This window comes from Saccharopolyspora sp. ASAGF58 (genome assembly GCF_012277335.1).
Classification (GTDB): Bacteria; Actinomycetota; Actinomycetes; order Mycobacteriales; family Pseudonocardiaceae; genus Saccharopolyspora; species Saccharopolyspora hattusasensis.
Map to the genome: position 1 here is coordinate 7,770,479 of NZ_CP040605.1, position 23,495 is coordinate 7,793,973.

The 23,495-nt window shown below is 69.5% G+C and carries 22 protein-coding genes, 1 pseudogene and 1 riboswitch; of the genes and pseudogenes, 13 read left to right on the forward strand and 10 right to left on the reverse strand.

Going from position 1 to position 23,495, the window contains the following annotated elements; translation table 11 throughout:
* Positions 1-111: 111 nt before the first annotated feature.
* Positions 112-1,044 carry a neutral zinc metallopeptidase gene (locus FDZ84_RS36390; protein ID WP_168589531.1) on the reverse strand — a complete coding sequence of 311 codons (933 nt, stop codon included), beginning with the start codon at positions 1,042-1,044 and terminating at the stop codon, positions 112-114.
* Positions 1,045-1,760: 716 nt separating this feature from the next.
* Positions 1,761-2,129 (reverse strand): twin-arginine translocase TatA/TatE family subunit, encoded by a 369-nt coding sequence (locus FDZ84_RS36395; protein WP_168589532.1) that lies wholly within the window; start codon positions 2,127-2,129, stop codon positions 1,761-1,763.
* A gap of 613 nt (positions 2,130-2,742) precedes the next feature.
* On the opposite strand from FDZ84_RS36395, the gene tatA reads away from it, so the two are divergent.
* Positions 2,743-3,012, forward strand: coding sequence for a Sec-independent protein translocase subunit TatA (gene tatA, locus FDZ84_RS36400; RefSeq protein ID WP_168589533.1), 270 nt, complete (start codon positions 2,743-2,745; stop codon positions 3,010-3,012).
* Between the two features lie 110 nt (positions 3,013-3,122).
* On the opposite strand, the gene FDZ84_RS36405 is transcribed toward tatA, so the two are convergent.
* Positions 3,123-4,097: a cytochrome c oxidase assembly protein gene (locus FDZ84_RS36405; protein WP_246868677.1), complete on the reverse strand. Its 975-nt coding sequence runs from the start codon at positions 4,095-4,097 to the stop codon at positions 3,123-3,125.
* 363 nt (positions 4,098-4,460) lie between these two features.
* Between FDZ84_RS36405 and FDZ84_RS36410 the strand changes: the two genes are divergently transcribed.
* Complete coding sequence (locus FDZ84_RS36410; protein ID WP_168589534.1) at positions 4,461-4,649, forward strand: ubiquitin-like protein Pup; 189 nt, start codon at positions 4,461-4,463, stop codon at positions 4,647-4,649.
* A gap of 223 nt (positions 4,650-4,872) precedes the next feature.
* Entirely contained in the window at positions 4,873-6,069 is a 1,197-nt protein-coding gene (locus tag FDZ84_RS36415) for a site-2 protease family protein (protein ID WP_168589535.1), read from the forward strand.
* Between the two features lie 10 nt (positions 6,070-6,079).
* Here FDZ84_RS36415 and FDZ84_RS36420 read toward each other — a convergent pair whose 3' ends face one another.
* Positions 6,080-7,396 carry a nicotinate phosphoribosyltransferase gene (locus FDZ84_RS36420; protein WP_168589536.1) on the reverse strand — a complete coding sequence of 439 codons (1,317 nt, stop codon included), beginning with the start codon at positions 7,394-7,396 and terminating at the stop codon, positions 6,080-6,082.
* Positions 7,397-7,635: 239 nt separating this feature from the next.
* Between FDZ84_RS36420 and FDZ84_RS36425 the strand changes: the two genes are divergently transcribed.
* The 3 genes from FDZ84_RS36425 to FDZ84_RS36435 all read left to right on the forward strand — a co-directional run bounded on the left by FDZ84_RS36425 (position 7,636) and on the right by FDZ84_RS36435 (position 10,926).
* A complete protein-coding gene (locus tag FDZ84_RS36425) occupies positions 7,636-8,340 on the forward strand; it encodes a hypothetical protein (protein ID WP_168589537.1) in 705 nt (234 codons plus the stop codon).
* A gap of 255 nt (positions 8,341-8,595) precedes the next feature.
* On the forward strand, positions 8,596-10,182 hold the full coding sequence (locus FDZ84_RS36430; protein ID WP_168589538.1) for an L-lactate permease: 1,587 nt from the start codon (positions 8,596-8,598) through the stop codon (positions 10,180-10,182).
* Positions 10,183-10,407: 225 nt separating this feature from the next.
* Entirely contained in the window at positions 10,408-10,926 is a 519-nt protein-coding gene (locus FDZ84_RS36435) for a GtrA family protein (protein ID WP_168590619.1), read from the forward strand.
* Positions 10,927-11,220: 294 nt separating this feature from the next.
* Here the strand turns inward: FDZ84_RS36435 and FDZ84_RS36440 are convergent.
* The 4 genes and pseudogenes from FDZ84_RS36440 to FDZ84_RS36455 form a co-directional block, all read right to left on the reverse strand.
* Positions 11,221-11,724 (reverse strand): annotated as a pseudogene (locus FDZ84_RS36440) (class I SAM-dependent methyltransferase); the annotation flags it as partial.
* Positions 11,725-11,837: 113 nt separating this feature from the next.
* On the reverse strand, positions 11,838-13,007 hold the full coding sequence (locus FDZ84_RS36445; RefSeq protein WP_168589539.1) for a hypothetical protein: 1,170 nt from the start codon (positions 13,005-13,007) through the stop codon (positions 11,838-11,840).
* Positions 13,007-13,774: a DUF4239 domain-containing protein gene (locus tag FDZ84_RS36450; protein ID WP_168589540.1), complete on the reverse strand. Its 768-nt coding sequence runs from the start codon at positions 13,772-13,774 to the stop codon at positions 13,007-13,009. Before FDZ84_RS36450 ends, FDZ84_RS36445 begins: the two co-directional genes overlap by 1 nt.
* Positions 13,771-14,031: a helix-turn-helix transcriptional regulator gene (locus tag FDZ84_RS36455; RefSeq protein WP_168589541.1), complete on the reverse strand. Its 261-nt coding sequence runs from the start codon at positions 14,029-14,031 to the stop codon at positions 13,771-13,773. Before FDZ84_RS36455 ends, FDZ84_RS36450 begins: the two co-directional genes overlap by 4 nt.
* A gap of 589 nt (positions 14,032-14,620) precedes the next feature.
* Here FDZ84_RS36455 and FDZ84_RS36460 point away from each other — a divergent pair.
* The 4 genes from FDZ84_RS36460 to ispH all read left to right on the forward strand — a co-directional run bounded on the left by FDZ84_RS36460 (position 14,621) and on the right by ispH (position 19,723).
* Entirely contained in the window at positions 14,621-16,051 is a 1,431-nt protein-coding gene (locus FDZ84_RS36460) for a family 2B encapsulin nanocompartment shell protein (protein WP_168589542.1), read from the forward strand.
* A 155-nt stretch (positions 16,052-16,206) separates the two neighbouring features.
* Positions 16,207-17,607 carry a family 2B encapsulin nanocompartment shell protein gene (locus tag FDZ84_RS36465; protein WP_210435348.1) on the forward strand — a complete coding sequence of 467 codons (1,401 nt, stop codon included), beginning with the start codon at positions 16,207-16,209 and terminating at the stop codon, positions 17,605-17,607.
* Positions 17,608-17,654: 47 nt separating this feature from the next.
* Entirely contained in the window at positions 17,655-18,698 is a 1,044-nt protein-coding gene (locus FDZ84_RS36470; protein ID WP_168589543.1) for a family 2 encapsulin nanocompartment cargo protein polyprenyl transferase, read from the forward strand.
* A gap of 98 nt (positions 18,699-18,796) precedes the next feature.
* Positions 18,797-19,723: a 4-hydroxy-3-methylbut-2-enyl diphosphate reductase gene (ispH, locus tag FDZ84_RS36475; protein ID WP_168589544.1), complete on the forward strand. Its 927-nt coding sequence runs from the start codon at positions 18,797-18,799 to the stop codon at positions 19,721-19,723.
* 122 nt (positions 19,724-19,845) lie between these two features.
* On the opposite strand, the gene FDZ84_RS36480 is transcribed toward ispH, so the two are convergent.
* Together FDZ84_RS36480 and FDZ84_RS41420 are read right to left on the reverse strand one after the other, a co-directional pair.
* Positions 19,846-21,174: a cytosine permease gene (locus FDZ84_RS36480; RefSeq protein WP_168589545.1), complete on the reverse strand. Its 1,329-nt coding sequence runs from the start codon at positions 21,172-21,174 to the stop codon at positions 19,846-19,848.
* A riboswitch (TPP riboswitch) is annotated at positions 21,165-21,278 on the reverse strand. Its footprint overlaps the gene before it by 10 nt.
* 10 nt (positions 21,279-21,288) lie before the next feature.
* The gene (locus FDZ84_RS41420; protein ID WP_168589546.1) at positions 21,289-21,498 is read right to left on the reverse strand and encodes a helicase HerA-like domain-containing protein; all 210 of its coding nucleotides are present in this window, start codon (positions 21,496-21,498) and stop codon (positions 21,289-21,291) included.
* Positions 21,499-21,567: 69 nt separating this feature from the next.
* Between FDZ84_RS41420 and FDZ84_RS36490 the strand changes: the two genes are divergently transcribed.
* The 3 genes from FDZ84_RS36490 (at position 21,568) to FDZ84_RS36500 (ending at position 23,469) form a co-directional block, all read left to right on the forward strand.
* Positions 21,568-21,960, forward strand: a complete 393-nt coding sequence (locus tag FDZ84_RS36490; RefSeq protein ID WP_168589547.1) for a VOC family protein — start codon at positions 21,568-21,570, stop codon at positions 21,958-21,960.
* Positions 21,961-22,172: 212 nt separating this feature from the next.
* On the forward strand, positions 22,173-22,544 hold the full coding sequence (locus tag FDZ84_RS36495) for a nuclear transport factor 2 family protein (protein ID WP_210435349.1): 372 nt from the start codon (positions 22,173-22,175) through the stop codon (positions 22,542-22,544).
* A gap of 139 nt (positions 22,545-22,683) precedes the next feature.
* A complete protein-coding gene (locus FDZ84_RS36500; protein WP_168589549.1) occupies positions 22,684-23,469 on the forward strand; it encodes an SGNH/GDSL hydrolase family protein in 786 nt (261 codons plus the stop codon).
* The last annotated feature ends 26 nt before the right edge of the window (positions 23,470-23,495 follow it).

Genomic DNA, 23,495 nt, shown 5'->3' on the forward strand with positions numbered 1-23,495 from the left:
GACGACGGTGACGCCCCGACCGAATGCACACCGGAACCGGGGCGCGACACCTCCTCCTGGCCGGTCATCGCGACCACCGCCCGATCCGATTGCGGACCGGATTCGCGGGGGTCAGCCCAGGCTGACCTTGGGGTCGAAGGTGTTGCAGGCGTTCGGGTTTCCGGTGCGCAGGCCGGTGGTGAACCACTTCTCCCGCTGCGCCGAACTGCCGTGGGTGAACTTGCTCTCATCGACGTGCCCGCCGCCGAGCTTGGCCTGGATGTAGTCGTCGCCGATCCGCCCGGCGGCGTCCACGGCGCGGCGGATGTCGTCGTCGGAGATGTCCTGGATCAGCGGCTTACCGGAGCGGGTGGGCACCGTCGTGGCGTGATTGGCCCACACCCCGGCGTAGCAATCGGCCTGCAGTTCCAGGCGCACCGCCCCGGAGGTCGGCCCGGTCTGCCGGGGATTGACCTTCGAATTGGTGCCGAGCAGGTTCTGCACGTGGTGGCCGTACTCGTGGGCGAGCACGTAGGCCTCCACGAAGCTGCCGCCCTGGGCACCGAACCGCGTCTTCAGCTCCTTGAAGAAGTCCAGGTCGATGTAGACGTCGGCGTCGGCCGGGCAGTAGAACGGGCCGACGTCGGAGGTCGCGCCCCCGCAAGCGGTGTTCACCGCGCCGCGGAAGAACTTCGTCGGCGCGGCCTGATACTTCCCGCCCGAACGCACGAACTGCTCGCTCCAGTACCCCTGGATCGAGTTGATCGACGCGACCAGCGCGCAATCCTCACGCGTGTTGGCATCCGCACCGGTCCGGCATTCCTGCGCCAGGCGCTGGTCGTCCGCCTGCTGACCGACGGGCAGCTGGTCGAGGCTCAGCGGCGGCAGCGCCGGCTGTCCGCCACCCCCGGCGAAGTTGCTGAGCAGGAAGTAGAGCACCATCCCGACGAGAGCCAGTCCCCCGCCCCCCACCGCGATGGTCCCGCCGCCGAAACCACCGCCGCCGGAACCGCCGACCTCCTCGACCTGCGATGCGTCCAGCTCCGCATCGTCGTTGAACCGCACAGCGCCCTCCTGGGACTGATCGCACCTGCCGGTATCCCCGGCACCGACCCCGACGTGGCCGCAGAACAAGATATCGTGCCCACCCCGACGGCCCGACGGCCCGCCGCCCCGGAGATCGACCGAAACCGCACGACAGCTGGGAAAAGAGCCGAGAATCCACGCCGACCACACAGGGGTCGAGAGCCCACAGATCGCGTGCGCGTGGCACCGCTTTCGCAATTCAGCGCTAATTCTCCGGAAGCCACGACACTGCAACGAAAACCAGGGCACGCCGAAGGCGCCACCCAACCACCACCACACCACCACCACCAGCAGCAGCAGCAAGAGCATCGTGAGCGGTTTCAAGCGCTATAGCCCCGAAAACCGCGCACGGGCCACCTCGGAAGGCAGACTACGGATCAACCCGCAACCAAACCGCCACAAGCCCGGCCCCGGGCTTCCGCCACCCTGCAATGCAAAAGCCCGCGCCAGACCACTCCGGGCCATCCCCGTGGCACAAAGCCGAACCGGGGCTGCGGGACGGATGTCCGGATCGCGCCCTTGCTGCCCCAGCTCCCTTGCGCCGAGACAGCCTGCTTCTCCACGGTGCAGGACAGGAAGGTGGGCACTGCCGCCCCATCTGGCGCACGGTCTCGCTTACGCGCGTATCGGAACTTGTGGAAGTTCTGTCACCAGTCGTTCGGGAGGTGGCGCGTTGCGGGCTGCGGTATCGACTCTCAGGTGGCCTCGACGTCGAAGGGCGGCCGCTCGCCCGGGCGCAGAAAACCAGGCCGTTCAACGGAATTCGCCGCGGCATTCGTCGGCTGGCCGGCGAGCGTTGTGGTGGGGCGAGCGTCGTCGAGCAGGTAGTTCGCGACCGCGCGCCGCGGGTCGAGGCCGCGCAGCTCGTTGAGCTGCCGCAGGGGCTCGCGCAGATCGCGGTACTCGTCGCCCAGTTCCGACCGGAGCTGCTGCTGCGCATCCGCGGCGAACCCGCGCACCTGCCGGATCGTCCGGCCCGCCCACGCGGCGGCATCGGGCAGCTTCTCCGGGCCGAGGATGAACAAGCCTGCGAGCAGCAGGACGGTGAGGTGTTCCAAGCTCATGCTGACCTTCTCCGCAGAAGGACCGTCGCAGTCACGGTACACCCGCGCCGGCGACGGCCGCCTCGCACATTGGTTGACGCAAGGCACGCCACCAGCGGTGATGGCGTCCCCGCCCGGTGTCGGGGCGCTTGGTGCGCGGCGCCGTCCAGCCGGAGGGCCGGGGCGGGCGCGAGGTTTGGGGAAGATCATCCAAAGTGGATCTTTCGACGACCCCGCAGCAGGCGATGTTCATCTCTTCTCGTCGGTCCTCGTGGCTCGCCGCGCCACCGGCGTTCCGGTCTGCCCCGATGTCGACCACAGTGGATGAACTCGACGCGATGCAGATGCGGGTGCGTCCGCAGGACAAGTCCGTCCTACCTGCGCTTCTCGTCGTTCGTGCCAGTGCCCAGAACTGCCGGAACAAGATCCAGATTGCGGATTTGTCCTGGTCAGGAATCAAACGGGAACCCCGGGACCGGCCGGGTTCGGGTATACACTGCACCCTGTTGAGAAACGACGGGTCACCTGATCTCACGGGGGCCGGTACGCCGCAGATCCCCGCACCGGCCGCCCGCTCGGCCGACGGCGTCGTCGCAGGGCTCAGGTGTCCACGACAGCGAATGGAAGTGCACCCATGGGTTCGCTCAGTGCCTGGCACTGGCTGATCGTGCTCGCCGCGGTCCTGCTGCTGTTCGGATCGGCGAAGCTGCCGCAGATGGCGCGCTCGCTCGGCCAGTCCGCCCGCGTGCTCAAGGCCGAGGCTCGCGGCCTGAAGGAGGACGAGCAGGCCGCCTCCCGGCCCACCACCGAGCAGGACCGGCTGGACACCGGCAAGCCCAGCCCGCAGCAGGCCGACGACAAGCAGCAGGTCGACGGCAAGCAGCGCAACGACCCCAAGAACTGACGGGTCCTCCCCGGCCGGGTTCGACCCGGCGCGCGAGGAGGACCACCGGCAGTACCGGCTTCCGGCCCCGGCCGCCCACGGCGACCGGGGCCGTCGCGCGTCGGCCGGGCTCAGCCACGGCGGAAGCGTTCGGCCAGCACCGGATCGTCCTCCCACCACAGGACGCTGCCCGCGGCGGGCTCGTCGCCGCGCCCGGCGTCCTTCGTGTCCGCCGCGTCGAGCTCCCGGTCGACCTCGGCGGCCTCCTCGGCGTCGTCGCGCTTCCACTGCCGCATCAGGGCGCCGAGGAACGGCAGCCCGGCGAGGTCACCACCGATCCACACCACGCCCGCGGCGATGATCTGGTCGGTGCGCATGCTCGGGCCCCAGGTTCGCGCCAACGCCTCGTAGTAGTGCGGCGCGCGCAGCGGCCCGAGCCAGAGCACCAGCCCCAGCACGCCGTCGAAGATGACTTCCGCGAGCGAGATCCCGAACGACACGATGTGCGGGTCGCCGCGCGGCGTCGGGTCGACGCGCAACCGGGTCCAGAAGTAGGTGAAACCGGCGAGCACCAACACCACGTGCATCACCGCATCGACCACCGATGAACGCAGGGTCAGTTCGTACAGCGGCGTCAGGTACAGCGCGAACGGCACCCCCACGAGCAGGACGGTGACCACCCCGGGGAACGTCAGCACCCTTGCGGGCCGAGACCGGATGCCCGCGCTGACCCGCTCGGCCAGCCGCGGCGGCCCGCTGCGGCTGAGCAGCAAAAGCGGCGCTCCCAGCGCCAGCAGCAGCGGCGTGATCATCAGCAGCACCGTGTTCTGCACCGCCCGCACCCAGAAAAGCGTGTCGGCGTAGACGCCCAGGAACGACATCGAGACCAGCGCGATCGTGGCCAGTCCGCTGAAGAAGGCCGTCACGCGCGCCGCGGGCCACCGCTGGCCGCGGGCCTTGAGCCGCCGCAGGCCCAGCCAGTAGGCCGTGGCGAGGGCCGCCACGACCACCAGCGCAAGCGGGTCCAGCGTCCAGGACGTGAGCATCCGCTCCGGGGTCAGTTCCGGCGGAACGCTGCCGGCTTCCGATAGGACCGTTGACACCACTCGCCTCACCTGTCCCGCGTCTTCCGTCCGGCCACGCCGAGCTGGTGCCGCGTTCGCCGAAACCACCGCCAAGCCTTGGGAGGGCGCGGGAATCGGCAGGTTCCCGCCTCCGGGGTGCGGTCCGGCGCCGTTTGTCGCAAACGGCCGGCAAAGCGGGCGACGATCGCGGTTCGGACCAGGAGTATGGCCCGTCCTAGGAGGACACCTGACGCGGGGCCCGCGTTGCATCGCGCGGTCGAGGGGCCCATCGGCCCTAGCGGGTGTTGTTCGCGCTCGCGACCCTCTTCCTCAGCGGGCTTCAGGTTCGCCGGTAGCACGAAACGCGGGTGGTGGGCACGCGCGACGACCGCAGGGAGGCACCGGATGCGCCAGGAGAGACCCAAGCGGCACGACCGGTCCGAAGACGAGGCACCTGAGCCGACGCCCAGCGGCCAGGACCGGCGCGACGAGCTCGATGACACCACCGACGCCATGCTGGACGAGATCGACGACGTCCTCGAGGAGAACGCCGCCGAGTTCGTGCGCTCGTACATCCAGAAAGGCGGCGAGTGACCGCATCGGCATCGGCTCGTCGTCCCCCGGAATCGTTTCCGCCATGCGCCTCGTCCGTCTGGGCGATATGGGCCTTTCCCGGTGACAGTCCACACTGTTCTGTCCGCGACCCGCCGTGATGCCCGCCGGCAAGCCTCCTGCCGGAAGTCCACCCGTCACCGGGCGGTCGCTGGGGAGGCACACTGGAGGAAAGGCTGAGTCCGGCGGGTTGCGGGGTGCGGTCATGCGCGGAACGGTCCCGGTGGGGCGAGTAGCTGGGGTGCGGATCGGGCTGCACTGGAGCGTGCTCGGCATCGTCGTCCTGGTCGCCGCCGGATTGGCCGTCTACCAGCTGCCGCTGGCGTTTCCCGGGCACTCCTCGCTCGGCTACGCGGTGGCCGGGGTCGCCGCCGCGGTCCTCCTGGTCGCCTCGCTGCTGGCGCACGAACTCGCGCACGCGATCGTGGCCCTCCGCAACGGCGTCGCCGTCGAGGGCATCACGCTGTGGCTGCTGGGCGGTATCGCCCGGCTGCGGGGCGAAGCGCGCAGCCCCGGCGCTGACCTGCGCATATCTATCGTCGGGCCCGCAACCAGCGCGGCCGTGGGCGTGGTCTTCGGCGCGCTGGCCTGGGGCGCGGCCCGGTCGGACGCGAGCGACCTGATCGTCGGGGTGCTGAGCTACCTGGCCCTGCTGAACCTCGTGCTGGCGGTGTTCAACCTCGTTCCGGCGGCTCCGCTGGATGGTGGCCGCGTGCTGCGCGCGGCGCTGTGGCGGTGGCGCGGGGACCGGTTCAAAGCGGCCGTGTGGTCGGCGCGCGCCGGGCTCGGGCTCGGCTACCTGCTCATCGCCGCCGGATTCGCGCAGTTGATTACTCAGGGGGCCGCCGGACTGTGGTGGGTCCTGCTGGGGTTGTTCATCACGAACGTGGCCTTCGCCGAGGAGCGCCAGGCACGCGTGGGGTTGGCCCTGGCCGGAGTGCGGGTGCGGGATGTGATGTCGCATCCGGTCGAGGCGGTGGACGGCCGGTTGACGGTCGGCGACTTCCTGATCCGCGAACGCGGGCACGCCAGCTTCCCGGTGCTGCTCGAGGACGGCAGCGTCGGCGGATTGGTCTCCCTCCGCCGCGTCCGCTCCCTAGCCGCGCACGACCGACCGACGACCGCCCTGCGCGACGCCGCCTGCCCGATGGACCGCGTGCCCACCGCGGCACCGGACGAGCCCCTGGCAGCGGTCCTGCCCCGGCTGTCCGAGTCCACCGACGGCCGCATCCTGGTCTTCGACGACAGCAGGTTGGTGGGCATCGTGTCGCCGTCGGACATCAGCAGGACCGTCGTGGCGCACGGTCTCGAAGTCGCCCTGCCCGCAACCGTTGAACGCGAAGCGAACCGGAAAGCCCCGCCGTCGAACTGGTGGTATCCCGGCCAGCCGCACTCCCGCTGACCGGCGGCGTTCACAGTGCCTGTTCGAGGCGGTGCCGGACGGCTTCGGCGGACCGCACCAGCACTTGCGTCGAGAGCACGTCCACCGGTGTGGGGCCGGTGAGCAGGCGAGCCGACTCGGGTAGCCACCGCAGGTCTCGCGCGAACCGGCGCCGCGCGGTCTGGACCGGCTCCGGCTGAGCGGCCCGCACGCCACCGCACATGACGGGCTGTAGGAGCGGTTCGCGCCCGGCTGGGGGCTTTTCGGTGCGCAGCGCGAGCAGATCGGGTTGTCCGGGTTCGCCACGGTAGACCTGCTTCGCGCCGGGTGCGGTCAGCTTGCCCGCAGACAGCTTCATCACCGGCGTTCCGCCGTATTCGACCAGCTTGTAGGCGCTGTCCAGGGACGGCGCGTCAGCGGACACCCCCATGCGGGTGCCCACGCCGAACAGGTCGATCGGCGTGGCGGCGAGTTCCGCGAGCGCGTGTTCGTCGAGCCCGCCGCTGGCCATGATCCGAGCGCGGGTCAGCCCGGCGTCGTCGAGCAGCCGGCGAGCTTGCACCGCCAAGTCGCCGAGGTCGCCGGAGTCCAGCCGGATCCCGATGCGGTTACCGGCCGGCAGGTCCTTGGCGACCTCGATCGCCGTGCGCACGCCGCGCAGGGTGTCGTAGGTGTCGACCAAAAACACCGTGGCATCCGGGAAATCGGCGGCGAACGCCCGGAACGCGGTGCGCTCGTCGGGGAACGCTTCGACGTAGGAGTGCGCCATCGTGCCAGCGGCCACCAGTCCGAACTCGCGTGCGGCGGCCACGTAGCTGGTGCCCGCGAATCCAGCGATGGCCGAGGCACGAGCGACCGCCCGGGCGGCCTCCAGACCGTGGGTTCGGCGGGCGGCGAAATCGACCAGATCCGCTTGCGGTGCGGCGATCCGGCACCGCGCCGCCTTGGCCGCCACCGACGACTGGAACGTCACGAAGTTCAGCAGCGCCGTCTCCACCAGCTGCGCCTGCGGCAGCGGCGCCGTCACTTCCAGGAAGGGCTCGCCGGCGAAGACCACCCGCCCTTCGGGCACGGCCCACACGTCGCCGGTGAAGCGCAGTTCCGCCAACGCCGCCAGGTCGCTTTCCGCCAGGTGCACGACGTCGCCGAGGTACGTCAGGTCGTCGGCGCTGAAATGCAGCCGCGCCAGGAAGTCCAGGCAGTCGGCGAGTCCTGCCGCGACGAGAAACCCGCGTTCGCGCGGGAGTTTCCGCGCGAACAGGCTGAAGGTCGCCGGGGCCGTCATGTCCCGGCGCAGGTAGCTGGCCGCCATCCTGAGCTCGTACAGATCGGTGCGCAGACCCGTCATGGCCGTCGTCACCTCTCAGCAATGAGCCGACGGGATCCTCCGACCGTCGCGCAGCCCGCGCGCCGTCTGCAAGGGGAGATGGTCACCGGACGCGAGTTGCTCGTGGGAGCCGTGTGAGCGGCATTCGTGGTGTGGCGCAACGGCGGTGGCAACAGAGGACCTTCGGCCGCATGACTGCACGCCCTGCGCCCGCAACGCTCGACGAACATCCCGTTCACCGAGGCCGCCGGGAGGAATCGATGAGTGTAGGCCACGAGATGCGCTGGGGCGGGCTGGCCGGCCTCGCTTCGCTCGTGCTCGCCATCGTGGCGGGCATCCTGCTCCGCGGCGCTCCCAGGATCACCGCCTCCAGCGACACCATCGCCTTGTACCTGACCAACTCGCGCGACGTGATCATGGCCGCGGTCGTGCTCAACGCCGCCGCGGTGGCCTTGTTCGTGTGGTTCGGTGCCACTCTCGCCACCGCGTTCAGGCTGGCCGATCCGAACAGCGACGCCCCCGCTGTCGTGCTGGCAGGCTTCGTGCTCACCGGCACCATCGGGTTCCTCGGGGCATCGATCCTCGGCGGTGCGGCCTACGCGTTGACCGCGCATCCCATGCTGATCGGTCTCGCCTCCGCGCCCTACAGCGCGGTGGCCGTCGTGGGCACGCTCGCGGGAATGGCCGTCGCCCTGCCGCTGGGGGCATGTGCCGTCGCCATCGCGCGGACCGGGGTTCTCCCGCAGTGGGCGGCGTGGTTCTCCGGATTCGTCGCCGTCATCCGGATCCTCGGCGCGCTCACCGTCCTGGGCGGAGCCGGCGCGATCGCTCCCGGCGGCGTGCTGGCCACCTACCTCCCCGGCGGGCTGACCGCGCTGTGGATCGTGGTGCTCAGCGGTTTGCTCGTGCGCGAGCACCTGCCCGAGGTCCAACCACAACGGCGGCGGGCGCCCGGCCCGGCATGACTCCACCGTGGAGGCGCTGGGGAACACCTCACCCACCAGGGTTTCCGGAGCTACCTGCACAAGTCCCGGGTGGAGTGGGCCCGGCGGGAAATCGTCGTCCCCCCCACGGTGGGTTGGCGTGCACCGCCTTCGACCCCGACGCCGGTGGGACCGTGTTGCGGGTCGGCTTCGAGGGGTGTCGTCTGGTCGTGCGAATCGCTACCTTCCACTTCCACGCGCGACGGGATGTGCATCCGCCCCTACTAGGGAGTGGCCGTGTACCAACCGATCCTCGATCCGCTGTTCGGCTCCCTCGGCTGGAGCGCCCTTGCGGCTTCACTACCGCTGCTCGTGCTGTTCGCCCTGCTCGGCGTCGTCCGCATGACGGCCTGGAAGGCGTCGCTGATCGCGCTGGTCGTGGCTCTGGCGGTCGCCATCTTCATCTACCCGATGCCGGTGGACCAGGCGCTACTGTCCGCGACGCTGGGCGCGGCGTTCGGGTTCTTCCCGATCCTGTGGATCGTCATCAACGCCATCTGGATCTACAACATGACCGTCGCCACGGGTCATTTCGACGTGCTGCAGCGCTCGTTCTCCCGGGTCAGCGACGACCGGCGCATCCAGGCCATGATCATCGCGTTCTGCTTCGGGGCGCTGCTGGAGGCGCTGGCCGGGTTCGGCACCCCGGTGGCGATCACCACCGTGATGCTGCTGGCGCTCGGGTTCAGCCCGATCACCTCCGCGGTGGTCTCGCTGGTGGCCAACACCGCTCCCGTCGCCTTCGGGGCACTGGCGGCGCCGCTGGTGACGCTCGCCAGCGTCACCGGGCTGCCGCTGGCGGAGCTCGGGGCGATGACCGGTAGGCAGACGCCGCTGCTGGCCGTGTTCGTGCCCGTGGTGCTCGTCGGGATCATCGACGGAATGCGCGGCGTGCGGCAGACGCTGCCCGCCACGCTCGTGTGCGGGGTGAGCTTCGCGGTCACCCAGTTCGTCGCGGCCAACTACGTCTCCGTGCCGCTGACCGACATCATCGCCGCGCTCGTCGCGGCCGGCGCCACCGTCCTGCTGCTGCGAGTGTGGAAGCCCGCCGGGGCCACCACCCAACCGGTGGCGAGGACGGACTCCCATGCCGCGGTGTTCCGCTCCTACCTCCCCTACCTGATCATCATCGCCGTCTTCGTGATCGCCCAGATCGGCGCCGTCGCCCACCTGCTGGACTCCGTCACGATCAAGTTCGACTGGCCGGGCCTGGACATCCGCAACCCCGCCGGCAAGCAGCTGTCCCTGGTCGAGTTCAAGTTCAACTGGCTCACCAGCGCCGGGACGCTGCTGCTGATCGCGGGGCTGCTGACCGTTCCGGCGATCGGCATCGCGCCGCGGCGGGCGCTGTCCCGCTACGCCGACACCTACCTGCAGCTGAAGTGGCCGATCGTCACCGTGATGTCGGTGCTGGCGATCGCCTACGTCATGAACGCTTCCGGGCAGACCGCCACGCTCGGCACCTGGATGGCGGCGGTGGGCGGGCTGTTCGCCCTGATCTCGCCGATCCTCGGATGGCTCGGCGTCGCCGTCACCGGCTCCGATACCTCGTCGAACTCGCTGTTCGGGGCGTTGCAGGTGACGGCCGCGCAGCGGGCCGGCATCGATCCGCTGCTGGCCGCCGCCGCGAACGGCTCCGGGGGCGTGCTCGGCAAGATGATCTCGCCGCAGAACCTGGCCATCGCCGCCGGGGCGGTCGGCATGGCGGGCCGGGAGGGCGACATCTTCCGCCGGGTGCTGCCGTGGAGCATCGGCTTCCTGGCCCTGATGTGCGTGCTCGTCTACCTGCAGTCCCTGCCGGTCCTGGCCTGGATGGTCGTCTGACCACCGCTGATCGCTCCCGATCCGGCGTGGATGTTCGCGGGCCGCTTGGATACGGCGGCGGAACGGAAGTCGAACAATCCCTTAACGGCGGGCGAGAAGATGTCGCCCGCCGGCCCGCGAGCACGACTTGGCGCCGGGGATCTTCCATAGGATGGGCCGAGCGGCGACTCCGCCAACGGGCGGTGTCGGCTGCCGCCCGAATGTGATTGGTGCGCTGGGGTGAGGATGGAAGATCAGGCCACGACGACCAGAGCGAGCGCGGCCGAGCGGGTCGGCGACCTGCTCACCGCGTGGGTCGACCGGTTCCCGGCCTGGCTTCGCCGCGTGGTCTCCCGCGAGTTCGTCGGCTTCGCGATCCTGGGCGGGTTCACCTTCCTGATCGACCTCGCCATCCTGGCGTCGCTGCGCGCTTGGACCCCGTTGCCGCTGCCGGTCGCGGTGACCGTGTCGTACGCGTTCGCCTTCGGGCTGAACTTCGTGCTCAACCGAACGGTCAACTTCCGGTCGCACGCCCCGGTCGGCGGCCAGGTCCTCCGCTACGCGATTGTCGTCGTCTGCGACTACGGGCTCACCATTGGCGTGACCACGGGGGTTGCCGCGCTGGGCGTGGACTTCCGGCTGGCCAGGCTGGTCGCCGGGGTGTGCGTAGCGCTGTTCACCTACACCGCCTCCCGCCGGTGGGTGTTCCGACAGGAGGAACGCGACCGGCCTGGCACGGCGCCCGAACCCGACGAAGCCCGCTGACGTACGTCCACTAAGGACGATGCGGCGAAGCCCCAACGTCAGAGCCGCACACGCGCTCCGAACCGGCCAGCAGCCCGCGCACCCGCCAGGAACGCCTCCCGGCACTCGAGCACTGGCGCGGCCTGACGGGCTCAGGACCTGGTGGTAAGCACCACCGAGCCAGCGGTGCCACGGTGCTAGCAAGCAAGGTGCTTCACCGCGTTCGCGGTAGTCGATCACGCGATCTGCGTACTCTGTCGCGGCCTCCACTCGTCGCCGATTCCGACGTGTGGACTGGAGGTGGCCTTCGTGCGGTCAGCGTCGCTGCGCCTCGACCAGCCAGTTGGCCGAGTCGTAGAGCACACCGCGATCGGTGCAGTGCTCGGTCATGCTCGCCCGCAGGTCGTCGAGAGCTCGTTCCCTGCCATCCGCGTCGAGGCCGTCGAGCAGGCCGGCGAACTGGCCGGAGACGAAATCGCAGGCGTCGTCGACGTCGCGACCGAAGTACATCGGCTCGTTGAGACCGCGCAACCGAACGTCGGAAAGCCCGGCCGAGGTCAGCAGCGCCCGCACCCGGCCGGGGTCGCCGAAGGAGAACGGCGGCGGTTCCGGCAGATCCCGGCCGGAGGCCAGCGCCGTCCGGAAGGCGCTGATCCACTCGTTGCGCTCGATGGGCTGCCAGACCAGCAGGACCATGCGCCCGCCCCGGCGTATGGCGCGCACGACGTTCTCGAAAGCCGCTGCGGGATCGCCGAAGAACATCACGCCATGCCGGCTGATGGCGACGTCGAAGTGCTCCTCGGCGAACTCAAGCGACTTGTGGTCCTGTTCAGCGCCGGTGGTGTGCGACCAGGTCGTGGTCGGCCGCGTCGAGCACCCGCCCGTGAGTGATTTTGGGTGCTATCGCGCCCAGAACCACTCACGGTAGGGTCTCACCGAAGGCGGCGCACTGCGGCACTGCCGCCGATCAACAGGAGCAACATCGCCAGGGCCCAGCGCCGCTTCTCCTTGGTGTCATGCCCAGCGTGATCAGCGCCAGGTTCGTGCGTCGGCGGAGCGTAGGCGCCGGGCTCCGGAGGCGGTGCGGGGGACGATCGGGCGGACGTTGGCAGGGTCGATGGCGGAATCCGGCTCGGCGTGGGCGCAGTGGAGCTTTGGCTGGGGCGCGTCGGGGTCGGCGTCGGAGCTAGGGTCGTCGAAAGCGGCGGCTGGGTCGATGGAGTCGTGGTCGGCGGCTGGGGCGGCGGAGGGCTGGGCGGTGGGGTCTGGCGTAGGCAGCCGGCGGCGTCGGAGCTCGACATCGGTGGCATCGTGGCCAGCCTCGTCACCGAACCGTCGCGGCTGACCCGGTACAGCCCGCCGACCTGGTTGGCCGTAACGTAGAGGGCCCGGTCGGGACCGATCACCACCGATCCGTAGCCGCTCGGCGGCAACCCCGGCGCATCCGCCAGCTTGCTGACGCGCCCGCTGCCCCGGTCGATGCGCACGACCGCCGGCAGGCCGTGGTGGGTCATCGAAACCCCGTACAACTCGCCGTCCACCGGATCGACGTCGAAGTCGTCCAACGCGAACGGTCCGTGCCACGGCTGGATCGCCGTCATCGACAGCACGCTCAGGTACGTCGCACTCGTCGGATCGACGTCCACTGCGTACAGGAATCCGCCATCCCCGACGTACCAGCGGTTCCCCTTGATCGCACCGGCTTTCGGGGCGGTCAGCGGACGCGCGGCGGCTCGCACCGGGCCCAGGTCATGCGCCCGTCCAACCCGGTCCAGCGCCACCACGTGGGCGCCGTCGGGGAACCGCCCGAACGGGCCCCGCTCGGCCATGCCGTACACCAGGCCCTGCGAACCGGAATAGCCGCCGGAATAGCCGAGCGCGTTCATCCGGTACTCCAGCATGCCGAGCCCGGTGCTGTCCGCAGCCGGTAGCACCACCTGGTACAGCGCGGAAACCGAGCCCGGCCCGATGTTGCGGACCTGCAGCACCGTGCATCCCGGTGCCGCTCCCGCGGACACCACCCAGCCCGCCGGGGCCACCAGCACCACCGCCACAAGAGCCGCCACAAGAGCCGCCGCAAGGGCCGCGAAACGCCACCGCATCAACTTCGACCGAGCCGTTCGAGCGCCCACAGGAATGCGTCCGGACCGATCCGCGATCCGCCGCTGAACGGGTTCTGCAACTGGAAGATCGCGAACAGCAGCAACGCCAACGCACCGGCCAATGTGGACACCAGCACGATGTGCGGGAACAGCCTGGTGCCGCCGAAGAGGTTCGTCAGCAGCACGCACACCACGCTGCCCAGGATCAGCACGAACCACACGACCGCGACCACGCCGCGGTCGAACGCCCTGGTGAGCCGCTCGTGCCGCTCCTGGTAGACCTGGCCGAGCTGGGTGATCGCCTCGGTCTTGCGGTCCTCCTGGAACTGTCCGTCGGCGGACGCCTGCAGCACCGTCGCCCGCAACTGGTCGAGCTGCGCCCAACCCGGGCCGTCCACCTGGCCGCTCTGCTGCATGACGGGCCATTCCCCGTCGATGACCGTGCGCACGTACTGCGTGCTGAGCTCGCGCGCCTCGTCACCGGTCGACCCGGGCAGCGCATCCGCCGCCCAGAAAACCGAAACCAGGGCCTGCGCCTCCCGGTAGACGCCTTCACGCGCGTCGGTCACGGTATCGAACAGCGTCACCAGCACGAAGGCCAGCACCACCGCCTGCAGACCGCTGACGATGGTGAACACCTGGCCGGCCGCGTCGTTGTTGCTCGGCCGTCCCTCGTCCTGACCGAGCCGGCGCACCAGGTAGCCGATCATCGCGGCGGCCACCGACGCGCTCAGCACCCAGATCAGGCCGTTGAGGTAGATGCTCATTCCGCTCCTCCGACGGCGGATTCGCCGCGCACCACGACCTGCCGGGGCTCGGGCAGCAGCAGGTCGCCGACGCCGCACCCGAGCACCGCGCAGATGATGTCGAGGTCGTCCAGCTTCAGGCTGGCCGGGGTCTTGGACCACAGACCGGACATCTTCCCGGCGGAGATGACCAGGCCACGCTCGGCGAGCCGCCGTTGCATGTCGGTGGCCTTCCAGATGCCGCGCTGGGCCGCGACCAACCGCAGGTTCCACTTCATGCCGACATCTCCCCCCGAGTCGCTCCGAGCGACTGGACGCCGCATTCGCACACGCTCCCCCGCCTCCCAAACTCAAGCCGCGGGCGCCGACAACGTCTGGTCGACGCGATTTCAGGGTTTCCGAAGAAGAACCGGGCAGAACCCGGTTTCAACGTGAACCGAACAGTACTCCTCGATCACCAGAAATCGGATAACCCGATTCGTGGAATCCGAGATCACAGCTTCGTCGCCCACCCGGAGCAATCCCCCCGGGGAATATGCCAGAAATTGCGCATTTGATTGGCGCGAACGGAATCCATTTGGCCGAATACCGGAATGCGATCGCACCGACGATCACGCTGCGTTCCGCGCAAGCCGCGATTCAGGTGATCTTGACGATGCGACATTCGCGCCGGTCCGGGCCATCACACGCAGCACGTTCGGGTGACTGTACGGCCGAGTTCGCTGGTGCTAACGTCGCCGTCGGCAGCGAGAACGCACGCTGCGGAACCGACGGCATTCCCGCCTCGCGGACATTTCCATTCGGACTCCTCGAATTCCCTGAAAAATCACTGTTGAAGATTTCCTGGCCGCCCCTTCACGAACAGAGATGATTGGTGGTATTGGCGTGACTGTGACGGATCCGCTCAACACCGGCGACGCCGAAGCGCCGCAGTTGAGCCTGAGCACGGCGGCGGCGCGGAACCTGGCCACGACGACGAAATCCGTCCCGCAGATGCAGGGCATCACGTCGCGGTGGCTGCTGCGGATGCTGCCGTGGGTGCAGGCCTCCGGCGGCGCGTACCGGGTCAACCGGCGGCTGAGCTACACCCTCGGCGACGGGCGGGTCACCTTCACCAACACCGGCGCCGACATCCGGGTCATCCCGCAAGAGCTGCGGGAACTCCCGCTGCTGCGCGGATTCGACGACGATTCGGTGCTGGGTGCGCTGGCCGACCGCTTCGAGCAGCGTGAGTTCGAGCCGGGCCAGGTGATCGCCACCGCCGGGCAGCCGGCGGACCAGGTCGTGCTCATCGCGCACGGCAAGATCAACAAGATCGGCACCGGCGAGTACGGCGACGACACCGTCCTGGGCGTGCTCGCCGACGGCGAGTACTTCGGCGCGCACATCCTCGGCGGCGAACCGACCACCTGGAACCACACGTACAAAGCGGTCACGCCTTGTACCGTGCTTTCCTTGCGGCAGCAGTCCTTCCACGACATGAACGGCAGCTCCGAGGCGCTGCGCGAATACATCCGGTCCGCGCTGTCCGGACCGAAGGGCGCGCACAACGTGCACGGCGAGGCGGACATCGAGGTCGCCTCCGGGCACTCCGGCGAACCGACGCTGGCCGGCACCTACGTCGACTACGAGCTCGCGCCCCGGGAGTACGAACTCAGCGTCGCACAGACGGTTTTGCGCGTGCACAGCCGCGTCGCGGACCTCTACAACCAGCCGATGAACCAGACCGAGCAGCAGCTACGGCTGACCATCGAAGCGCTGCGCGAGCGGCAGGAAGAGGAGCTGATCAACAACCGCGACTTCGGCCTGCTGCACAACGCGGACCTCCGCCAGCGGATCCACACCCGCACCGGCCCGCCTACCCCCGACGACCTCGACGAACTGCTTGCGCTCGTGTGGAAGGACCCCGGGTTCTTCCTCGCCCACCCGCGCACGATCGCGGCGTTCGGGCAGGAGTGCAGCAAGCGCGGTATCTACCCGCAGAGCATCGACCTCGGTGGCCACCAGGTGCCGGCGTGGCGCGGGGTACCGATCCTGCCGTGCAACAAGCTGCACGTCAGCGACACCCGCACCAGCTCTGTTCTGCTCGTCCGCACCGGTGAGGAGAACCAGGGGGTCGTCGGCCTGCACCAGACCGGCATCCCGGACGAGTACCGGCCCGGCCTGTCGGTGCGCTTCATGGGCGTCAACGACCAGGCGATCGTCTCGTACCTGGTCAGCGCCTACTACTCGGCGGCGATCCTGGTCCCCGACGCGATCGGGGTGCTCGAACACGTCGAACTCGGCCGGGAGAGCTGATCCCGCGTCCGTCCACATCGGAACGCCTTGGGAGTTCGAGAAAAAGCGCGCCGGAGCGGGTGGCCGCGACCCGCCAGCTCCGGTCCCCGATGCACATCCGACCGACATCGCCATGAACCCGGCACCAGCTTCGCGCCTCAAGGAGAAAAGACATCGTGACCGTGACAGAGCCGGATCTCGGCGTCGAAGAGCAGAACGCGCAAAGCCTTAGCACGGCGGCGGCGCGGAACCTGGCGACGACGACCAAGTCCCAGCCGCAGATGCAGGGCACCACCTCGCGGTGGTTGCTGCGGATGCTGCCGTGGGTGGACGTGTCGGCGGGAACTTACCGGGTCAATCGGCGGTTGACCTACGCCGTCGGGGACGGGCGGATCACCTTCACCAACACCGGCGCCGACGTGCGGGTCATCCCGCAGGAACTCGGCGAACTGCCGCTGCTGCGCGGATTCGACGACGATTCGGTGCTGGGTGCGCTGGCCGACCGCTTCGAGCAGCGTGAGTTCGAGCCGGGCCAGGTGATCGCGACCGCCGGAGAGCTCGCGGACCGGGTCGTGCTCATCGCGCACGGCAAGGTAAACCAGATCGGCACCGGCGAGTACGGCGACGACACCATGCTGAAAGTGCTCGCCGACGGCGAGTTCTTCGGCGCACACGCGCTGGCCGCCGATCAGGCGACTTGGAACCACACTTACAAAGCGGTCACGCCGTGCATCGCCCTGACGCTGAGCATTCGGGCACTGCATGAGGTGAACAGCCAGTTCGAGCGCCTCCGGACGCACATCGCCAGCAACCGCGACAACCCGGCGCCGGCCCAGAACAAGCACGGCGAGGCGGACATCGAGGTTACCTCCGGGCACTCCGGCGAACCGACGCTGGCCGGCACCTACGTCGACTACGAGCTCGAACCCCGCGAATACGAACTCAACGTCGCGCAAGCGGTCCTACGGGTGCACAGCCGCGTCGCGGACCTCTACAACCAGCCGATGAACCAGACCGAGCAGCAGCTACGGCTGACCATCGAAGCGCTGCGCGAACGGCAAGAGCACGAACTGATCAACAACCGCGACTTCGGCCTGCTGCACAGCGCGGACCTCCGCCAGCGGATCCACACCCGCACCGGCCCGCCTACCCCCGACGACCTCGACGAACTGCTCTCCCGCCGCCGCAAGACCCGGTTCTTCCTGGCCCACCCGCAGACCATCGCCGCCTTCGGCCGGGAGTGCAACCGCCGCGGCATCTACCCGCAGACCACCGAGGCGCAGGGCCGCCAGGTGCACGCCTGGCGGGGCGTGCCGCTGCTGCCCAGCGACAAGATCCCGATCAGCGACCGCCGCACCAGCTCCATCCTGGCGATGCGCACCGGCGAGGACGACCAGGGCGTCGTCGGCCTCCAGCAGACCGGCATCCCCGACGAGTACCGGCCCGGCCTGTCGGTGCGCTTCATGGGCATCAACGACCAAGCGGTCATCTCCTACCTGGTCAGCACCTACTTCTCCACCGCCGTCCTGGTCCCGGACGCCCTCGGCGTCCTCGAACACGTCGAGATCGGCCGCTGACAACGCTTCTTCCCACAGCACAGCAAGATCGGTTGAAGGGAAATCGGATGACCACCATTCACCAGGACGCCAACAAGGCGGGTACGGCCTACGAGGCGCTGACGCGTAGCCGCGCGATGGTCGAGCCCGCCCTGCGGGCAGCGGTCGACCGGTTGCCCACCCGCATGCAGCAGATCTCCGGCTACCACCTCGGTTGGCTGGACGAGCGCGGCAATCCGGTCCGCGCCGACCGGGGAAAGGCGTTGCGCCCCACGATGGTGCTGCTCGCCGCCGGCGCTGTCGGCGGCGATCCGGCCGACGCGGTACCCGCAGCCGTCGCGGTGGAGTTGGCGCACAACTTCTCGCTGCTGCACGACGATGTGATGGACGGCGATGTCAGCCGGAGACACCGCCCGACGGCGTGGACGGTGTTCGGCAGCGGCCCCGCCATCCTCGTCGGCGATGCCATGCAGTCACTCGCCGCCGACGTGCTGTCCTCGTGCCGGCATCCCGAGGCGGCCACTGCGCTGCGGACCTTGAACACCGCCGTGCTGAACCTGATCAACGGCCAGATCGCGGACCTCGCCTTCGAGGACCGGCGCAACGTCGAACTGGCCGAATGCCAGCGGATGGCCCGGGACAAAACGGGGGCGCTGCTGGGTTGTGCCTGCGCTCTCGGCGCGATGTTCGGCGGCGGCAAGCCCGACCAGATAGCCCGGCTCCGCAGCTTCGGCGAGCGGCTGGGGCTGGCTTTCCAGCACGTCGACGACCTGCTCGGGATCTGGGGCGATCCGGCGGTCACCGGTAAACCGGTGTTCTCCGACCTGCGCACCCGCAAGAAGACTCTGCCGGTGGTTTCCGCGCTGACCTCCGGCACGCCGGCCGGTCGGCGGCTGGCCGCCCTCTACCTCCGCGACCAGCCGCTGTCCGGCAGCGACCTGGCCCAAGCCGCCGATCTGATCGCGCTGGCCGGCGGGCGCGCCTGGAGCCAGAACCAAGCGGACGACCTGCTCGCATCCGCGCTGAGCGACCTGCACCGCTGCGACCCGGCCCCGCGCGCGGCCGAGGAGCTCAGCGCCCTCGCCCACCTGGTGACCCGCCGCGACCACTGACGCCGACCACCGATCGCGGCCGCCACCCGCATCTGGGAACACCGCCTCCGGGCAGCGGCCGGCGTTCGGCAACAGCCGACCGATTTTGGAGTGCAGTCATGCCGAGTCAACAGCGCACGGTGCTGCTCGCCGCACCGCGCTCGTTCTGCGCCGGGGTCGACCGCGCCATCGAGATCGTGGAGCAGGCGCTCGCGCTCCGCGGCGGCCCGATCTACGTGCGCAAGCAGATCGTGCACAACACGCACGTGGTGGCCGATCTGGAGAGCCGGGGCGCGGTGTTCGTCGACGAGCTCGACGCGGTGCCCGACGGCGCCACCGTGGTCTTCTCGGCGCACGGAGTTTCCCCTGCCGTGCGGGAGGAAGCGCAGCGGCGGGGCCTGGCGGTCATCGACGTGACCTGCCCGCTGGTGGCGAAGGTGCACGCCGAGGTGCGGCGGTTCGCAGGGCGCGGCGACACCCTGGTGCTCATCGGCCACAGTGGACACGAGGAGGTGGAGGGCACGCTCGGCGAGGCGCCCGACCAGACGGTGCTGGTGGAATCCGTCGAGGACGTCGGCGAGATCGAGGTGCCGGACCCGAGGCGGGTGTCCTACCTGACGCAGACCACCCTCGCCGTGGACGAGACGGCGGACATCGTCGCCGCGCTGCGGCGCCGCTTCCCGGCCGTCCGTGGGCCGTCCTCGAAGGACATCTGCTATGCCAGCACCAATCGGCAGGACGCGCTGTCGGCGATCGCCGGGGAGTGCGACCTGGTGCTGGTGATCGGCTCGGCGAACTCGTCGAACTCGAAGCGCCTGGTGGAGCTGGCCCGCCGCCAGGGCACCGCCGCCCACCTGATCGACGACGTCACCGACATCCAGCCCGCATGGCTCACCGGCGCCGAGACGATCGGCCTCACTGCGGGAGCCTCGGCTCCGCCGGGCCTGGTCGAGGACGTCATCGACCACCTCGAACCGGCCACGGTCATCGAGCACGAGACGACCCGCGAAGAGATCCGCTTCGGCCTGCCAGCCACACTCCGCTGAACGGGTTGCCAGGGCGATGGACCGGAACCCGGGAAATGGGTCCACGTGCAGATGGGTGTTGATCAGCGGACGAGCAGTTGGTTGAGGGGCACCCACGACCTTCGCCACGGTTGCCCCTGAACTCAGCTTTCCTCGGTGCGGCGGCGGAAGGCTCCGATGATCGCAGCCGCGAGGGCCGCCACGAGGAATGAGGTGAGGGCAGCGCTCATCCACGTCGGTACCGTGAAGCCGAGCGCGTCCCGCACACCCGTCCACAGCCGGCTCCACCAGCCTAGCTCACCCGGGTTGATCAGCTGGAACGCCGAGAAGCCGAGCAGCCAGGCCAGCAGCATGCCCCAGCGGGACGGGGCCTGCGCGGACAGGTCCCAGTCGCGGCGGCGGGCGTGCCCGAAGTAGTCCACCGCGAGCACGCCGAACATCGGCACGAACACCGAGCCGATCAGCAGCAGGAAGTTCGAGAACTGGGCGATGTCCAGGGTCAGCGCGAGCAGCGTGATCACCGCGCCGATGACCAGGCACAGCACCCGGCGGTCCGCGCTGGGCCGCAGGTTCTGGATGGAGACCGCGGTCGAGTAGGTGTTGGCGAAGGACTGGTCGACCTCGCGCAGCACCAGGATCCCGAAGAAGATCACCCCGAGCGGCACCGCCAGCAGCGGGTCGAACGCCTTGTCGGCATCGCCCGCGACCAGCGCCAACCCGAGCAGCCCCAGCAGGTAGCAGGCGATCTGGGTGACTGAATAGCCCACCGTCGCGGCGGTGAACGCGCCGGTCGCAGACTTCGAGTGCCGCGAGTAGTCCGAGGCGACCGGGATCCAGGACACCGCGACCGCCAGCGCGGCGTCCGCACCCGGCCAGAACCCCTGCCAGGAACCGGTGTTCATGTCCGGCAGCGGGTGGCTAACCAGCAGTTGGACGAAGAAGTACACCATCGCGATCGCCACCGCGATGCTGACGTAGCGCCGCAGCAGGCGCAGCGCGCCGAGCGGGCGCAGCGAGAGCGCGGTGGTCACCGCCCCGGCCAGCACCACGTACAACCACCGCGGGCCGCCACCGAACAGTGCCTCCGCGCCCTGCGCGATCACCAGCAGCTCGAAGGTGCCCCAGCCGACCAGCTGCAGGGCGTTCAGCACGGTCGGCAGGTATGACAGCTTGGTGCCGAAAAGGCCGCGCAGCAACATCATCGCGGGCGCCCCGGTGCGCGCCCCGGGGATCGCCGAAATGCCGACCATAATGCTGCCGATCACGGTGCCCACCACGCACGCGGTGACGGCGGCCGTGAAGGACAGCTGCGGCACTCCGCTCGGCGCGAGCACGGCCAGCGCCCCGCTGAACCCGAGCAGGCTCACCCCGAGATTGCCCCAGAACGCGCCCTGGTCGAGCACGCCCAGCGTCTTGGGCGCCGGTTCGTCCAGGGTGTGCGGAACTTCGGCACGATCGACGTCCAGCGCCATCAACAGCTCCCTACGCCGGCATTATCCGGACAGGTTCTGCGGTCGGTGGCGCGTGCGGTGCCACCCTCTCAGCCCGGTACGCCCGAGCTCCCGCGTGGATAAGTCGGAGGCACCTTACCCCGACGAGGTGACCGATGTCAGGTGGGCCCGATCACCTGCGGCGGTTGCTTCGGGCGGCTCCGGCGCGGCGACCTTCTTCGCCAGCAGTTCGTAGGCGGATTCCCGATCGACGGCCTGCTCGTACTTTCCGCGAAAATCGGACGACGCCGCGGCGGCCCGCACCCGGACGAGCGATGCCTGAACCGGTCCGGCTGCGGTTCCCATTGACCTCGACCTTGGTCTAACTCCTAGCCTCGGGAGTAGCGCAGCACGACGAGGAAAGCGAGCAAACCCATGGCCGTCCAACTCAACCACACGATCGTCGCCACTTCCGACAAGATCGCCAACGCGCGGTTCGTCGCCGACCTGCTGGGGCTACCCCAACCGGAACCCTTCGGGCCGTTCATGTGCGTCCAGACCAGCAACGACGTCACGCTGGACTACCTGGAGACCGGCGAGGAGATCAACCCGCAGCACTACGCGTTCCTGGTCACCGAAGGCGAGTTCGACGAGATCTTCTCGCGGATCCAGGCGCAGGACCTGCCGTACTGGGCGGACCCGGGGCACCACGAGGCGGGGCGGATCAACACCCGGGACGGTGGGCGCGGCGTCTACTTCGACGACCCCGACGGCCACGTCCTGGAGATCCTCACCCGCCCCTACGGCAGCGGCGACCAATCCAGCTGACCCACCACCTGGCCATGTCAGGACCCGCGACCGTATTGGCCTCTACTGAGGCGTTTTAAAGGTGCGGGTTGAGGCGAACGGACAGTGCGCCGTATATCGAGGCGAACAGGCCGTTCGCTTCCGCAGCCGTGAACGTTGCGCTGCTGGGGTTTCCGGAGCCTGCGCTTGCGCGTTGCGGATGCCAGACTCTTCAGATCATGGACTGGGAGCGAGTGCTTGCGTGGGTTGGCGGGTACGAGCGGGCGTGGCGGACGCCCGGCGTTGACGTGCTCGCGGAGATCTTCACCTTGGACGCGACGTACCAGCAGGCCCCGTACCTCGAGCCCGTTGTGGGGCTCGACGCCATCGGACGGATGTGGGAGGCCGAGCGCGTCGGGCCCGACGAGGAGTTCCGGCTGACGAGCAGCCCGGTGGCGCTCGAAGGCGACACCGCTGTCGTCCGGGTGGAGGCCCGCTACGGCGGCCCGGTGCCCCAGGAGTACCGGGACCTGTGGATCGTGCGGTTCGCCCCGGACGGGAAGTGCCTGGCCTTCGAAGAATGGCCCTTCTGGCCGGACAAGGACTACCGCGCCGAACCCCGCTGACGCGCCGATTCTTCGCCAAGCGGTCGCCGGATAGTCACCGCCGCCTCACCGCCGCAGGAGGCTCGGCGATCACCATGCTCACGTGCAGGACGCGATCACGGCGGGCCCGCCCGGCCCGCGACGAACACGGACCCTGGCGGTGCTCGGCGATTCTGTCGCCGTGGGCATGGGCGATCCGGTAGTCGGCGGGTGGCGCGGGTTCGCGCCGCTGCTGGCCGAAGCGCTCGGCGCCACGGAGGTGGCGAACGTGGCATCGAGCGGGGCGCGCGTCGCAGCCGTGCGCGACGCCCAGTTGCCCGCCGCCCTCCGCGCCGCGCCGGATGCGGCCGTGGTGATGGTCGGCATGAACGACACGATGCGCTCCGACTTCGACGCCCGACGGCTGCGGCGGCAGCTCAACGACGTCGTGCGCGCGCTCACCGCCGCGGGCGCGACCGTCGTGACGATCCGTTACCACGACCACGGCCGGGTCTTCCGGTTGCCCGGGCCGCTGCGGAGGGCACTGGCCAGGCGTATCAAGGAGCTCAACCGGATCTTGGACGCCGTCGCCGAGACGCATGCCGTCGCTGTGGTGGACCTGGACCGGTTGCCGGGCGCCTACAGCCCGGCAACGTGGAGCGTCGACCGCTTGCACCCGTCCGAACTCGGGCACCGGATGCTCGCGGCGGCCTTCGCCGACCGGTTCGCGGCAGCCGGGTTGGCCGTGCCCGGCGAGGTCTCGCTGGAATGCTCCGGGGGCGCGCGGGTCAGCGGCTTCGACCACCTGCGGTGGCTACTCGCCAAGGGCCTGCCGTGGCTGCTCGGGCGCGGTCACGACCTGCTCTGGTTTTCCTTGCGGACCCTGCTGGACGCCGTGCTGGGCAAGCGGCGAACCGGACCGCATCTGTCCATTGAGGACCGGCGCCCAGAGGGGAAAACCGGCTGAGCGCGTAGCCGGTTTCATCGGGCGAG